This window comes from Xanthomonas sp. AM6, assembly GCF_025665335.1.
Taxonomy (GTDB): Bacteria; Pseudomonadota; Gammaproteobacteria; order Xanthomonadales; family Xanthomonadaceae; genus Xanthomonas_A.
On record NZ_CP106869.1, the window covers coordinates 3,402,853 to 3,415,030 of the forward strand.

General features: G+C 66.4%; 20 protein-coding genes. 1 reads left to right on the forward strand and 19 read right to left on the reverse strand.

Annotation, left to right across the window (positions count from 1 at the left end; all coding sequences use genetic code 11):
* Positions 1-58 precede the first annotated feature (58 nt).
* The 19 genes from OCJ37_RS14310 to OCJ37_RS14400 all read right to left on the reverse strand — a co-directional run bounded on the left by OCJ37_RS14310 (position 59) and on the right by OCJ37_RS14400 (position 11,552).
* Entirely contained in the window at positions 59-331 is a 273-nt protein-coding gene (locus OCJ37_RS14310; RefSeq protein WP_263110309.1) for a hypothetical protein, read from the reverse strand.
* A 60-nt stretch (positions 332-391) separates the two neighbouring features.
* Positions 392-1,810, reverse strand: a complete 1,419-nt coding sequence (locus OCJ37_RS14315; RefSeq protein ID WP_263110311.1) for a phage major capsid protein — start codon at positions 1,808-1,810, stop codon at positions 392-394.
* 105 nt (positions 1,811-1,915) lie between these two features.
* Entirely contained in the window at positions 1,916-2,485 is a 570-nt protein-coding gene (locus OCJ37_RS14320; RefSeq protein ID WP_263110313.1) for an HK97 family phage prohead protease, read from the reverse strand.
* Complete coding sequence (locus OCJ37_RS14325) at positions 2,485-4,170, reverse strand: terminase TerL endonuclease subunit (protein WP_263110315.1); 1,686 nt, start codon at positions 4,168-4,170, stop codon at positions 2,485-2,487. The genes OCJ37_RS14320 and OCJ37_RS14325 overlap by 1 nt, the downstream gene beginning before the upstream one ends.
* On the reverse strand, positions 4,171-4,584 hold the full coding sequence (locus OCJ37_RS14330) for a hypothetical protein (RefSeq protein WP_263110317.1): 414 nt from the start codon (positions 4,582-4,584) through the stop codon (positions 4,171-4,173).
* A 153-nt stretch (positions 4,585-4,737) separates the two neighbouring features.
* Positions 4,738-4,941, reverse strand: a complete 204-nt coding sequence (locus OCJ37_RS14335; RefSeq protein ID WP_263110318.1) for an HNH endonuclease — start codon at positions 4,939-4,941, stop codon at positions 4,738-4,740.
* Positions 4,942-5,069: 128 nt separating this feature from the next.
* The gene (locus tag OCJ37_RS14340; RefSeq protein WP_263110320.1) at positions 5,070-5,384 is read right to left on the reverse strand and encodes a hypothetical protein; all 315 of its coding nucleotides are present in this window, start codon (positions 5,382-5,384) and stop codon (positions 5,070-5,072) included.
* Entirely contained in the window at positions 5,384-5,530 is a 147-nt protein-coding gene (locus OCJ37_RS14345) for a hypothetical protein (protein WP_263110322.1), read from the reverse strand. The genes OCJ37_RS14340 and OCJ37_RS14345 overlap by 1 nt, the downstream gene beginning before the upstream one ends.
* A 265-nt stretch (positions 5,531-5,795) precedes the next feature.
* On the reverse strand, positions 5,796-6,299 hold the full coding sequence (locus tag OCJ37_RS14350; RefSeq protein ID WP_263110324.1) for a hypothetical protein: 504 nt from the start codon (positions 6,297-6,299) through the stop codon (positions 5,796-5,798).
* Between the two features lie 133 nt (positions 6,300-6,432).
* Positions 6,433-6,750, reverse strand: a complete 318-nt coding sequence (locus OCJ37_RS14355; RefSeq protein WP_263110325.1) for a hypothetical protein — start codon at positions 6,748-6,750, stop codon at positions 6,433-6,435.
* On the reverse strand, positions 6,734-7,123 hold the full coding sequence (locus tag OCJ37_RS14360) for a hypothetical protein (protein WP_263110327.1): 390 nt from the start codon (positions 7,121-7,123) through the stop codon (positions 6,734-6,736). Before OCJ37_RS14360 ends, OCJ37_RS14355 begins: the two co-directional genes overlap by 17 nt.
* A gap of 88 nt (positions 7,124-7,211) precedes the next feature.
* The gene (locus OCJ37_RS14365) at positions 7,212-7,703 is read right to left on the reverse strand and encodes a glycoside hydrolase family 24 protein (protein ID WP_263110329.1); all 492 of its coding nucleotides are present in this window, start codon (positions 7,701-7,703) and stop codon (positions 7,212-7,214) included.
* A 160-nt stretch (positions 7,704-7,863) separates the two neighbouring features.
* The gene (locus tag OCJ37_RS14370) at positions 7,864-9,018 is read right to left on the reverse strand and encodes a TIR domain-containing protein (RefSeq protein WP_263110331.1); all 1,155 of its coding nucleotides are present in this window, start codon (positions 9,016-9,018) and stop codon (positions 7,864-7,866) included.
* A 39-nt stretch (positions 9,019-9,057) separates the two neighbouring features.
* Positions 9,058-9,489, reverse strand: a complete 432-nt coding sequence (locus tag OCJ37_RS14375; RefSeq protein ID WP_263110332.1) for a hypothetical protein — start codon at positions 9,487-9,489, stop codon at positions 9,058-9,060.
* Positions 9,479-9,736: a hypothetical protein gene (locus tag OCJ37_RS14380; RefSeq protein WP_263110334.1), complete on the reverse strand. Its 258-nt coding sequence runs from the start codon at positions 9,734-9,736 to the stop codon at positions 9,479-9,481. The genes OCJ37_RS14375 and OCJ37_RS14380 overlap by 11 nt, the downstream gene beginning before the upstream one ends.
* Positions 9,733-10,251 carry a RuvC family protein gene (locus OCJ37_RS14385; RefSeq protein ID WP_263110336.1) on the reverse strand — a complete coding sequence of 173 codons (519 nt, stop codon included), beginning with the start codon at positions 10,249-10,251 and terminating at the stop codon, positions 9,733-9,735. Before OCJ37_RS14385 ends, OCJ37_RS14380 begins: the two co-directional genes overlap by 4 nt.
* A complete protein-coding gene (locus OCJ37_RS14390) occupies positions 10,248-10,955 on the reverse strand; it encodes a hypothetical protein (protein ID WP_263110337.1) in 708 nt (235 codons plus the stop codon). The genes OCJ37_RS14385 and OCJ37_RS14390 overlap by 4 nt, the downstream gene beginning before the upstream one ends.
* A 31-nt stretch (positions 10,956-10,986) precedes the next feature.
* Entirely contained in the window at positions 10,987-11,160 is a 174-nt protein-coding gene (locus OCJ37_RS14395) for an LPXTG cell wall anchor domain-containing protein (RefSeq protein ID WP_263110339.1), read from the reverse strand.
* On the reverse strand, positions 11,157-11,552 hold the full coding sequence (locus OCJ37_RS14400; RefSeq protein WP_263110341.1) for a hypothetical protein: 396 nt from the start codon (positions 11,550-11,552) through the stop codon (positions 11,157-11,159). Before OCJ37_RS14400 ends, OCJ37_RS14395 begins: the two co-directional genes overlap by 4 nt.
* A 74-nt stretch (positions 11,553-11,626) precedes the next feature.
* On the opposite strand from OCJ37_RS14400, the gene OCJ37_RS14405 reads away from it, so the two are divergent.
* On the forward strand, positions 11,627-12,172 hold the full coding sequence (locus tag OCJ37_RS14405) for a hypothetical protein (protein ID WP_263110343.1): 546 nt from the start codon (positions 11,627-11,629) through the stop codon (positions 12,170-12,172).
* Positions 12,173-12,178 lie beyond the last annotated feature (6 nt).

Genomic DNA, 12,178 nt, shown 5'->3' on the forward strand with positions numbered 1-12,178 from the left:
CCGACGCCGTACTTTCGAACACCGGCCTCAGTGGCCAGCTCTCGGGGCGAAAATCCGGTCATTCGGAGGCTTCCTCGCTCGCGTTGCCCTTGGTCGCGCGCTTCTTCGCGACCTTGCGGCCAGTCTTCTTCGCTACCGGCGGAGCCTCTTCCTGATCGCCGACTTGGCCGGAACCCGGACCATCGGCAATAGGCGCCAACGGCGGCTGCGTGGCGGCCTGAGCCACCATGTCGCGCCGGATGTACTTACCGCGCTGCACCAACACGTCGGCGATCTTCGGGTGCACGCGCGCGACCCTGCCGCCCTTGCTCAGGATTTCGACCTTGCTCATTGGAACCTCACTTGTTGGAAGAAGTGGCGGGGCCGCGGAGGCCCCGCCACCGCCGCTCGATTACGAGCTGGTCGGAATCGAAGCCCGGCCCCAGTTGACGCGCGCCCACGCGACCGCCTGCGGGCGCCGGCGCTGCCAGTTGATGAAGCGCTCGACGAGGAACGCCACGCTGTTGGTCTGCCACAGCGAGACCACCTGCTGTGCCGTGGGCGTGGTGCTGTTCATCGTCGGCGCGTCGTCCATCACCAGCGAAGCCTGATCCGACATCGAGACCTGCAAGCCGCCTTCGTCGCCCAGGAAGATCTCGTCGCCCTTGATGAGCGCGATCACCGCACCATCCTCGTCGTCCGGCACGAAGGCCGAAACGAACGCCGGCAGGCCCAGGAACGTGCCGCCGGTGAAGTTGATGCCGGGGAACTCGGACGCGCCCAGAGGATTGGCCATCAGCGAAAGCGCAATTGCGGTCCGCTCCGACATCGCCCAGAACGAACCGGCCAGGGACAGGTTGGAGCCTGCGATGGCGTTCATCAGCGCGGCGGCGCCCGCGCGGATTGCGTCCGCGTCGCTACCCGCCGGCACGGTCGTGGCGGGCACGCCATTGAGGATCGAGGCGGGCGCCTCGTCGGCAACGGCAGCGGCGTCTGGATCGATGAACTGCGTGTCGATGGTCTGGTTGACCGCGCGACCCAGTTCGTCGCGCAGCAGCGCGTCGGCGGCCGGCGTGGCGCGCATCATCGTTTCCTTCGTGGCGGCGGCGATCGCAGCGACCTTCAGCGGGACGAGCTTCGCGCGGCTGTAGGACCACCGGGTCAGCGGCTTCGCGCCGCCCTCCTTGGTCCACTTGCCGATCGCGGCGGAACCCTGCACCAGCACCGGCGTGTCGAACGGCAGATTGCGCAGGCGGTCGGAGACCTGGCCCAGCAGCGATCGCGGGCGCAGCCACTCGACGAAATCGGCGAACGCCACGCCGCCGTCGGTGATCAGATTGCCGGCCCAGTTCGCGTTGCCCGTGCTGGCGGCCGGCACGGCGGCTTTCTGCTGGATGATGCTGTGCAGGCGCTCGTCGCCCGGGTAGACCGCGCGCGCGACGTCGATCGGGCTCTGGTGGTGCACGTGGGACACGGCCAGGCAGCGCGCGAGGCGAGCGAAGCCGATGCCGGCATCCACCTTCTCGACCGCCTTGAGCTGCGCGGGCTCGAGCGAACGGCCCTCGCCGCGCGAGACGATGTCCTCGTTGCCCTTGGCGATGATCGCCGCCGGCACGGCCGACTTGGCCTGCACGGCCTGCAGGCGGGTCAGGCGGTCGATGTCGCCGTCGAGCGACTTGATCTGGCCTTCCAGGTCGTCGAACTCTTCCTGCTCGGCGGTGTTGAAGGAACGGCTCTCGTCCATGGACTTCTGGGCGATGTCGCCCAGCTTCTTCTGGTGCGCTTCGCGGGTCGCGCGCAGCGCTTCCAGCTGTTCGGCGATGGTCTTCATTGCGTTTCCTTGGTGGCGCAGCCGTTCGGCCCGGGTTCCACGCCGGGCAGTGCCTGCAAGATTGGGAAGCGGGTTCCACCCCGCGGGGCCGTGCGGCCCGATACTTCAGTGCAGCAACTTCACCGCGCCGCCGGCCGGCCGTTCGACCGGTGCCGCCTGGCGCTGGATGAGGGGGACGCCGTAGTTCGCCGGGCGGCGCGCGCCGGTGTCCATGGCCTTGATGCTCTGGATCGTGGCCGCCGCGTTGGCCGGGATCGTCACCAGGGACAACTCGTAGATTTCGGTCTCGGTGAAGCGGATGCCGCCCGATTCCATGAAGCTGTATTCCAGCGCTCGGAAGCCGATCGACACGCCGCGGACCAACTTCTCCTTCACCGACTGCCAGGCGAGGTCGACCAGATCCTTGAGCGCACCGGGCGTCTCGATCTTCGCGACGCTCGCGGTGAACGGGATGCCCTTGGCCGTCGGCTTGCCGAACTTCACGACGCCGACCGGGCTGTCATGGCGGTGCTGCCACAGCAGAGGCAACTCGGCCGCGAATTTGGCGCCCAGCGGCTCCACGATGTCCCCCATGCGGTCCGGTTCCGGCGTGGTGGCCCAGCCGGTGATGACGCGCTGGTCGTCGTCGTAGGACTTCACCTCCAGCAGGCTGTAGGCGCGGTTTTCGTTCTTCATCAGGTTCCACCCAGGGTCATGAGGACGAGCTTCTTGTTCTGTGGCTCGGGGTTCCGAGACATCAGCTCGACGGCATTCATCGCCGCCATCAGGGGGTCGATCTTTCCGACTCCGCTGGCCGCCTTGGTCACGTAGAGGGCGTTCTTCGACGCCTCGACCTTGGCATTGCCCACGCACCAGTCCATCAGCCGCGAGCCGTCGTGCGTCAGCAGGCCGTCGGCCAGCCAGCGCTCGAACACCTTGCAGGTGCCGGTCAGCTGCCAGCCTTGGCGGATGCCGGTGATCAGCTCCGGATCGATCTTCTCGGCGGCCAACACGTCCAGCACGGTGCCCAGCCCGGAGGGATCGACGCCGATCCCGGCCAGCAACCTGGCCTTGGCCACCTGCTTCACCATGACCGCCATGTCACGGAGGTCCGTTGCGCCGTCCTCTGCCTCGCTTCCGACCAGCAGGTGGCCGTCGGCGATGAAGTCCTCGTAGCGGGTTTCCTGGCTCTTCCGACGCTTCAGTGCCTTCGGGTGAGCGAACGCTCGGCACACCAGCAGCTTGCGCTTCGTGTGCCTGTCCCTGCCGCAGAACGACAGGCCCAGCAGGTCGTCCAGGCCGCCGCCGTCGATGCCCACGGTGATGGCGTCGCAGCGCCGGATCAGCCCCTCAAGCGTCAGCCGCTTGTCGGCCTGAGCCTCCCAGAACTCAGCACCGGCCCAACTGCCCTGGTGGAGCGCCACGCCGATCTGGATGTTCAAGTGCTGCGAGCCCCAGCTGCGCAGCTCTGCCTCGCTGGTGCCGACCGCGTCCTCGAACTCCTCGACCATCCGCTCCAGCGTGATGGCGCGCCCGATGTTCGGGTTCAGCAGCGGCCACAGCTGCGGATCCTTCCACTGCTGGTCCTTCGATTCCTGCACCTCCTGCGGGAACTCGAACAGCACCGGCAGCATCTTGCCGAGCCGCTTGCCATCGCGGATGTCGCGAGCCTTCTGCAGTTCGTCGGCGAAGACGCCGACCGGTTGCTCGTCGCTCTGCGTGGTGATGAACCAGAGGAACGCTTCGGGGTACGGCACCATGCCGCCGCGGATCTGTCGCAGCGCCTGCGGCGCCTTCGACTTCTTCGCGCACACGTGCAGCTCGTCGATCAGCGCGCCGCCGGACACCTTGATGCCCGTCAGCACGCCCGGGTCGAACGTCATGATCTCCAGCGAGGCTTTCGTCTCGCGGTGGATGATCGTCTTCAGGTGGTGCCGGATGTGGAACTTCGCGTCGAGCACCGGGTCAAGCTCGATCGCGCCGGCAGCGGCATCGAACGCCAGCTGCGCCGTGTCCTGCACCGGTGCGGTCATCAGGAACGTCGCGCGCGGGCGCTTGTTCAGCAGTACCGCGGTGACCATGCCCAGCGCGCCGAACGTGGTCTTCGCGTTCTTCTTCGGCACCAGGGCGAACAGGTCGCGGATCTCTCGCTGCCCGGTCGCCGGGTCCACGGCACCGAACATGCAGCGGACCACTTCTTGGAACCACTCGCCGCCGGCCTCGGCCACCGTAGGCGTGCCTGGCACGTCTGCGAGCCGCAGCCGGCCGAAGATCTGCGCGGCGCGCTCGGCCTGCGGCGTCCACAGCGGCAGATCGCCGACGGGGAGCCGCCCAGCCTGCAAGCGCTCCCACCAATCGCGGCAGGAGAGGTCCCAGGCCACTTACTGCGCCGCGCGCCGGATCGGGGTGACCTTGTCGTCCAGCAGGTCCGCCCACTCGGTGCCGGCCTGTGCGCCGACCGCGGCAGCGTTCGCCTGCTCCTTCTTACCCACCGGCGTCTCCTTCGCGACCGGGGGCGCAGCCAGCGTCGGCGTGTGCGCAAGGAACGCCTTCTGGGCCGCCACGTTGCCCTTAAGTGCCGTCCTCGCCATGGCGTCCAGCACCTCCATGCGCCGGCGCAGCGCCACGGTCGATAGCTCCTTCTCGAAGTACTTCTCCAGCGTGTTGCGGGCGACGCCAATCCCGATGGCGATCTCCTCGTGCGACATGCCGCCGGCCGCGGCATTGGTCACCATCCGCCGCTGTGCCGCCGTCGGCGTGAACGCTGGCCGGCCCGCTTTCGTGTTCTTGCGCATAAATGGCCTTCAGCCTGAAATTCCGGCCGAGAAAAAACCTCTGAATGAGTGGGCGGCGGGTGTCCGTCGAGACGGGCCGTAGGTTTTCCCCTCCCCCCCGGTACATGTGCCGTGGATCGGGGGCGCCCAACGCTCGCGCTCCACGTTGTCCGTTCAGCTTCGCGCCGCACCGCGCCGTGCCTCGGCCTGCGTCTTGACCTTGTGGCAGTCGTGGTTGATCGCCCTCAGGTTGGACATGTCGTCCGTGCCGCCCTCTGCCACCGGCACGATGTGGTCCACCTCGTCAGCCAGCAGCGGGAGCCGGCCACTGGATTGGCATGCCTCGCACTGGCACAGGTAGCCGTCCCGTTTGAGCACGGCCTCGCGCTTCCTGCGCCAGGGGCGCCCGCCTCTGCCCTGCCCGTAGGTGGGTACCACCGGAGCTGATGGCTTCAGCCTGCTGGGTGCGCAGCTGATGCGCGGCGCCAGCGTCGTCACCCTGGCCATCAGGGCTTCTCGTACGGCTGCGCAGTGCTGCCCAGGTACGGGCCAGCCACGCTGACACCTGCCGCCCTCAGCAGCAGGCGACGCCACCAGGTCAGCCGGGGACGCTCGTGCACCTCCAGCCACATCCCGGGCATGGTCTGCACCTCGGCATAGCACTCAATGTGGGCGCGCCAGATGTCGTCCACTTCCGCCATCAGCACCACGCGGGTGACGCCCTTCAGCTCCACCCCATCCACCAGCACCTTGGTGCCACGGGTTGGGGTGGTGCCGATGTGCTCGTCCATTGCCGCCGGCACGATCGTCACGATACCCATCAGCCCAGACTCTCCGTCTGGTCGCGGTCGCCCGGCATCACGTCGCCATCCAGGCTGGTGGATGGCTCCTCCTCGCCCTCGGCTGCCAGCGCTTCCAGCAGCGCATCCAGCTTCCGCTCGATGCGATCCAGCTGACTGTCGCTCATCGCCTACCCCCACGCCCTAGGACTGCTTCGGAAATTCCGCAAGTGGATCGACGCCGACGCCGGCCGGACCATTCGCACGGCCCAGCGGAAAAAGCGGAAGTGGATCGGCGAGCCAGGCCCGCAGACGATCCCTGCGCGGCCCCGCTGCGCCCGTTGACTGCTCCCAGAGCTGGGCCAGGCTGCAATCCCACCAACCCGGAGTCAGGTACCACCATGGACGTTTCCATCGAACACCTCGCCCTCGCCGCCCACCTCATCCAGCTGCTCATCTCGGCTGCCGGCCGTTGGCTTCTGCGGCCGCCGGCACCACGCGATCCACCACGATCACGGCTTGGGCGGCGTGGACGTGGTCGTCGGCGTCGCGCCCGACTTGAACAGCAGCTCCCGCAACCTCTGCTCGTAGTTGGGCGTGCGCATCACGTTCGACGGCGCCGGCGACAGCCTGGGACAGTAGGTCGGTGCTGCAGGTGGCGAGGTCGTCGCGCAGCTGGAGACTGCCGTCACGCACGCCAGCCACAACAGCAGCAGGGACGGCCTGGGCCGCGGTGCGGTCTTCTTCATGCTTCACTCCGATGGCGGCCATGGTGTTGGCCTGCTTGTGCTCGATGTCGCGCGCCCCGGCCTGGGCCTTGGCTTCGCCCTGAGCCGCGGCGGTCTCCTGCTGGGACGTGGCCAGGTCCGCGCTGCGGTCGCGCCACTCACGGCCGGCCCAGAACGCGAGCGCCGTCCAGGCAACGAGCCCGACGATGGTGATCAGGATCCGGTTCACGGTCAGCCCCTCGGCATGTTGGATAGGTCGGCCCACAGCCACGCCAGCGCGGCAAGGAGCGCCAGGCACAGGCCTGCGATGAGCCACCCCGGCGGATCACCTGCGGGCGGCAGGCCGCGGTCCCAGCGGTCGATCACTTCCCGGCCGCCAGCTCGTGGATTCGGTTCATCGCCCAGGTGTAGGCCCACTGGTCGATGATCGAGATCCGGGTGACCTTCTTGCCGTTGCGCGTGGCCTGGGTGACCTCGGTACTCTCGACCAGCATCGCCACCGCCAGCAGCGCGCTGCGCGTTGTCGGGTCGGGTTCCTTGATGATCTCGATCGCGTCCGACACCATCGACCGCAGCGAGTCCAGCAGCCCGGCGGTCGGCCGCGCGTTGCGCGTGTCGATCAGCGCCAGCGCCTGCTGCAGGCCCTTGATCGCGTCCTTGTGGCTACGCGCCCGGGGCATCGCCGCCTCCCTGCTCCGGGGCGTCGCCGGGGTTCGGCTGCAGCGATTCCGGCCGCGCGCAGGGGAAGATGCGGTAGAGCATCCCCGAAGCCGTGGTCCACAGCCCCATCGCGGCGAAGCCGGTCATCAGAGCGAACCATGCGCCGCGCGGCGTCGGCACCTTGGCCCAGCAAACGACGATCGCCAGCAGGCAGCTCCAGAAACGGATCCGCGCCTTGGTGAACGCCGGCGGCCAGGACGCGCGCATGCCGATCTGCTGGGGCAAGTGCGGCAGCAGCAAGCCGATCGCGACGCTGATCGCCAGGCTCATCCACATGGCCTCGACCTGCGGCACCGCCAGGAAGCTGCCCATATCGACCAGGAACAGCTTCACCGCCGGCCAGTTGTCGGCCAGCGCCAGAGCGCTGCCAGCGACGGAGACGGCCCCGGCCAGCTGCGCCAGCGTGATCCGCGATTCCACGTCAGGCCTCCGCTACCTGGCCGCCGGCGCGCCTGTACGCCGTCAGCAGGTTGTCCAGCTTCTGCTCATGCTGGCCGTAGCCGGCGCCGGGCAGGCTCGCCCAGATGTTCGACACCCGCGCAATGGCCTCCCGGATCTTGCCGGCCTGGATCAGCGGCAGCGCCTTGCGCTCGCGGATCTGCTGCAGCGCGATCTTGTCCTGGCTCAGCGGCGAGAAGTCGGCCAGACCGAGCGTCTTGCGGTAGGCGTCGAAGTAGCGGCGCAGGAGCTGGTAGCGCCCGGCCGCGGTCGACTGGATGCGCAGCGCCGGCAGGTCCACCAGCACCCGCGGGTGGTCCGCGTAGCTGGTGAACAGCTTGCCGCCGACGATCACGTCGTAGCCGTGGTTCGCGGTCGGCTGCTTGCCGTTGTCGGTCCCCTCGGACCAGGCCAGCATGTCCAGGAAGGCCACGACGTTGCGGCCACCAGCTTGCTCGGGCGTGATGACTGCCATGGGTTCTCCGGACAACGGCAATAGGTGCCCGGCCCGCGGTCCAGCTGGACGCATGGCTTGGTCTGGCGAGGAGCCGGGCGGAAACGAAAAAGCCCCCGGGGATCTCCCGAGGGCTTCTATGTCAGCGTGCCGAAAAAACTACACCAGAGGTGTGCACCTGTCAATCTTGCGCAGGTGGGCGAATCCACGCGAAAGGACCGCTCCGCCGGAGATAAGGCAGTATGTCGTAGAAGGGAACGAAGACTGTCCAGCTGCCCTCAGCGTAAGGACCAACTTGGTATGGCGGAAACATGAAGGTCAGCCCATCATCTGAGATGCTGAAGTTCAAGAAATTCTCGATATCTGCCCCCGCACCGTCCTTGATCCATTCAAGGCTAGAGCCATCGGCCTCACGCCCAAACCTTCTCCAATATTCCCGCTGCAACTCTGCAATGGAAAAATTACTTACTGCCTCTATGGCTGGCGAAAGCTCACTGAAGAGATCACTCAGTTCAAGCTGAACCAAATGCGGCGTCAACACGAAGTTGTATGTTTCGAAATGAGAGTTCGGATGCGCGGCTCCAGCTCCATACCAGCCGACACGAAATATAAGGCTCAGAAGACGCTCCGACGAATAGGCGATTTCGTAGTCGTCCCAGCGGCCGTTTGAAGGAGGGGCATCGAGTTGGTCAGAAAACAGATCAGGGCTCTGGTCCCAGATCTTCTGCCTAGCGTCTACGGCCGCCTTTCTGGCTCGTCCCTCGAAGAACTGGCTAAGTTCTTCCGCTAGCGGAGACGCAACCTGCGACGTGAATTTTGGATACGACACCGAGATATCGTGCCCAGGCAAGCCTTCCCAGCGCTCGACAATTGCTTTTGGAATAACTCGAAATGGCCCAAACTCAGCACCCTCTTCGCCCTTAATTGACTGCTGCTCGGCGGCCAACGCAAGGGCTGACGTCACGCTACTTCTCGCGTCTGGACTGTTCCAATCGACGTACTGGAGCCTCGATGAAATTTGTGAAGGGACCTCACAAGGCTCGAGAAGCACCGGGACTGCGTAGACATCCGTTGGCTGTTTGTAGACCAGCTTCTGTAAAGCCTCGTTCGCCTCGCGTTGCACAAAGCCGCGCTTGTGCACGCTTCTCGGGCTAAGCAGAAGAAGAATGACATTGGCGTCGCTGAATGCCTTCGCTATTTCCGCTTCCCAGTTTTGCCCCGGAAGCAAACACCTCTGGTCTATCCAAGGTTCAACACCTATGGACGCGAGCCAGTTGTAAATTTCTAGAGCAGCCTCTCCATCCTCTCTGGCGTAGCTTACAAATACCTTGAGCATAAAATTCCAGCGACCCTGTGTTTCAGAAAGCATACTAGGTCACGCCGCCTCTGACACCCACCCCTCTAGACGACCCCGTACACGCTGAAATCCTAGCTCTACCAGGGTTAAATACTGTCGCATCGACACTGGACGCTGCCGGCAATTCGCCATTAGCGTGACCGCGGTGTCGTATCGCTCAACTTTCCTTCGGCCGGAACCGCAATAGTAGGCCCGCAGTGAACATGACATGCCGATGTTGTCGCGGGCGATGCTGGCGACAATGCTCTCTATCTCTTGAGCACGCGGATCGCAGAACAGTGGCGCGTATCCTTGGGGCCTTGCCGGCATCTCACCGCGGTGTTCAATCAGGATCTGGAGCATATTTTTCGACTGATGGCCCAAATACTCACAGTCGCGTGCTAAGCAGAATTCCTCGCCCCACTGCTCAAGTCGGCGGCGCACATACACTCCAAAGGTATCAAGCTGCATCGCGGTATTTCTCCAAGGTATTCGGGTCGAGTCGGAAAACGGGCTGCTTCTTGTCCCAGCTGCAGGCGCCCTTCTGCCGTTCCTCCTGACCGCGGCAGTGGACGATGCCCAGCGTGGTGGCGCGGCAGGCGCAGATGCAGCAGTTGCCGTGCCGGCGGCGGTCGGCGTCCATGCGCTTGCGCAGGACGCGGGCGTGGTGGCGCTCGGTGTAGCGCTCGGGCTGGGTGAGGTCGTGGGGGTTGCTCACGCGGCGCGGGCTCCCAGCTCGGTGTGCTCGTGGTACAGCGCCAGCAGAAGCGCCTCGCTGCGGCCGTCGTCCTTCTTCCGCTGCAGCAGCGGCGCCGCCGACGGGAACCGCGCGATGGCCAGCAGCCGAGAGGCGTCCTTGTCCTTGCCGATCAGGCCGTAGTGGCGCTTCCAACTGGCCGGCTCGGCGAGGCTGAAAGGGATGCCCATCACCTCGAAGACCGCTTTCACCTTGGCGTAGCTCTCGCCGAAGTTCATCGACGACTGCGCGCCTGGCCGCCGGTCGCCCTTGGGCGGCATTGCCCGGACGCGCTCGACGCAGCCGCAGAAATAGGCGCCGGGGTGCGCGGCGCGCAGCGATCGGATGAACACGGCGATTGCGCGCGCGTCCACCTCGCGCTTGTTGCCCACCGCCATGGTCGGCATGTCGATGACCGGCCCGGCCTCGCCGTCGATCAGCGCGGCGACTGCGCCCGACATGCCGGGGTCAGCGCCCAGAACTACGCGAAGGGTCATGCTGCGCTTCTCCATGTCGGGATGGTCCGCGGCGCCGGCGCGGCCTGGATGCCGGGCAGCCGATCGACGGCGCCGCCGCGCGCCAGGAACTGCTCGACGGTCTCGGCCGGGCGGGCGCTGGGCACGACGACGGGTTTGGGCGTCATGCCGGCGACGCTGCCGACGCGCTGCAGCCTGGTCGGTGCTGGCCGCGGCGCGCGGGCACGCTCCTGCTTGCCGGCGGCGACCTTGGCCAGCCACTCGGCGCGCGTCATGCGGCCAGCTGCGTGGCGGGCCAGTCGCTTGCGCTCGGCGGCGCGCTGCTTGGCGTAGGGCAGATCGCGGAAGCGAGCCTCGCGCGCCGCCCGTCGCTGGGCACTCTCGGCCTGCAGCGCCGCATGCCGCTGCTCCCGCGCCGCAGCCAGTTCCTCGCGGGAAAGCCCGCCATCGCGCTTGTGCCGCGCACGCGCCATCGCCGCGCGCTTCGCCTTGCGCTCCTCAGGCGTCAGCTTCCACGCCCTGGTCGGCGGCTGCACGAACTGGTAGCGCATACCCCGGCCCATGCCCTCGCTGACCAGCTGGCCGCCCTGCACCATCGTGCGGATCGTCCACGCCACCATCTGGCGCTCCTTGCCGGTCGCGCCCAGGCCGTCCGACACCTCGGCCGCCGACCGCATCCCGCCGGCGGCGATCAGCCAGGCCCGCACCCGCGCGGCGCGGCTCATGCGGCGCTCCGGCGCGGCTGGCGTTGCTGGTTCATCGGGCACCTCCGAAGAAGCCGCCCCACCAGAGCAGTAGCGCCATCAGCGCCGTTGCGATCAGCGACGCGACGAAGTTGTGCTTCCCGGTTTGCGGTCGGCCATCCTTGATGAGGCTGTTGGTCAGGCCGACCGTAGCCAGGATGATCCAGATGATCTGTGGTGCGTTCATGCTGCCCTCGCGGTGTTGAGTAGGTGGTCCTGGTACTGCTGCCAGGCTTCAGTGCCGCGGCCGCCGAGCACGTCCAGCGTCCACATGCGGAATTCGCGGGCCTGCTCTTGGAAGCTCGGGCCGTAGATGGCGTACATGGCCTTGCCGTTGCGGTTCGGCAGCGGGATGCCCTGGTGGTGCCAGTCACCCATGGCGACGACCGCGTGCTGGCCGATCTGCTTCTGCCCGTGCAGGTCGCCGAGGTTGCGGTGATGGAGACGAATGTGGCCGCACCAGATGGACGGCTGCAGGCCGGCGGCTATGCGCCAGCGGCAGACCACGCAGCCGAGCGCGCGCGCCGCGTCCTGGTAGGCCTGCTCGGCGCGCGTCGCCGGCTTGATCGCGCGCTTCATGCGCCCCCCCGCCCAAGGCTTGCGTGCGGCTGGTCCACGTTGCACGATGCGGCCAACCACAGCGAAGGACCGACATGGCCGACCCTCTCTACTGCCCTTGGTTCTTCTCTGCGCCCTGTCTCAAGCCAGAGGTTTGGGCTGCATGGGCCCAAGCGATCTTGTCGGTAGCAGCCATTTTTGTGGCGGCGAAACTCCAGCGGTGGCAAGCCCAGGATGCCTCGCGAGAGAAGATGCACTCCTGCATCGAGTTGATCTCTTTCGCTACGTTTGTCGCGTCGCTGATGGAACGTCACTTCGAAGGGAAGAAGATCGGCGGTCCGCGTGTGATCCATGCCGAGCTCGTGCAGCTTTGCCGAGCATTTGATTCCATCAACTACATGGACATTCCTAACCGACAACTGGCCGTATGCGTGCAGCGCGCTGCATCCACGGCGAACACCCTGCGATCCATCCAAGAGCTTCTTCTGGAGCACAAGAAGCTGGATCAAGAACGGTCGCTGGGAATCATCAAGAAGCACTCCGCGGCTCTCGATAGCCTTCTTGGCGAAGCCATGAAGGCCACTGGCGTGCGGCCCCGCGACCTCAACGAGCAAAAGGAACTTCCGCCGGATGTCGGATGATCTGAC

Coding starts and splice junctions, on each gene's coding strand:
- OCJ37_RS14310 (WP_263110309.1), bottom strand. CDS start 331: ATGAGCAAGGTCGAAATCCTGAGCAAGGGCGGCAGGGTCGCGCGCGTG.
- OCJ37_RS14315 (WP_263110311.1), bottom strand. CDS start 1,810: ATGAAGACCATCGCCGAACAGCTGGAAGCGCTGCGCGCGACCCGCGAA.
- OCJ37_RS14320 (WP_263110313.1), bottom strand. CDS start 2,485: ATGAAGAACGAAAACCGCGCCTACAGCCTGCTGGAGGTGAAGTCCTAC.
- OCJ37_RS14330 (WP_263110317.1), bottom strand. CDS start 4,584: ATGCGCAAGAACACGAAAGCGGGCCGGCCAGCGTTCACGCCGACGGCG.
- OCJ37_RS14340 (WP_263110320.1), bottom strand. CDS start 5,384: ATGGGTATCGTGACGATCGTGCCGGCGGCAATGGACGAGCACATCGGC.
- OCJ37_RS14345 (WP_263110322.1), bottom strand. CDS start 5,530: ATGAGCGACAGTCAGCTGGATCGCATCGAGCGGAAGCTGGATGCGCTG.
- OCJ37_RS14355 (WP_263110325.1), bottom strand. CDS start 6,750: ATGCCCCGGGCGCGTAGCCACAAGGACGCGATCAAGGGCCTGCAGCAG.
- OCJ37_RS14365 (WP_263110329.1), bottom strand. CDS start 7,703: ATGGCAGTCATCACGCCCGAGCAAGCTGGTGGCCGCAACGTCGTGGCC.
- OCJ37_RS14370 (WP_263110331.1), bottom strand. CDS start 9,018: ATGCTCAAGGTATTTGTAAGCTACGCCAGAGAGGATGGAGAGGCTGCT.
- OCJ37_RS14375 (WP_263110332.1), bottom strand. CDS start 9,489: ATGCAGCTTGATACCTTTGGAGTGTATGTGCGCCGCCGACTTGAGCAG.
- OCJ37_RS14385 (WP_263110336.1), bottom strand. CDS start 10,251: ATGACCCTTCGCGTAGTTCTGGGCGCTGACCCCGGCATGTCGGGCGCA.
- OCJ37_RS14390 (WP_263110337.1), bottom strand. CDS start 10,955: ATGAGCCGCGCCGCGCGGGTGCGGGCCTGGCTGATCGCCGCCGGCGGG.
- OCJ37_RS14395 (WP_263110339.1), bottom strand. CDS start 11,160: ATGAACGCACCACAGATCATCTGGATCATCCTGGCTACGGTCGGCCTG.
- OCJ37_RS14400 (WP_263110341.1), bottom strand. CDS start 11,552: ATGAAGCGCGCGATCAAGCCGGCGACGCGCGCCGAGCAGGCCTACCAG.
- OCJ37_RS14405 (WP_263110343.1), top strand. CDS start 11,627: ATGGCCGACCCTCTCTACTGCCCTTGGTTCTTCTCTGCGCCCTGTCTC.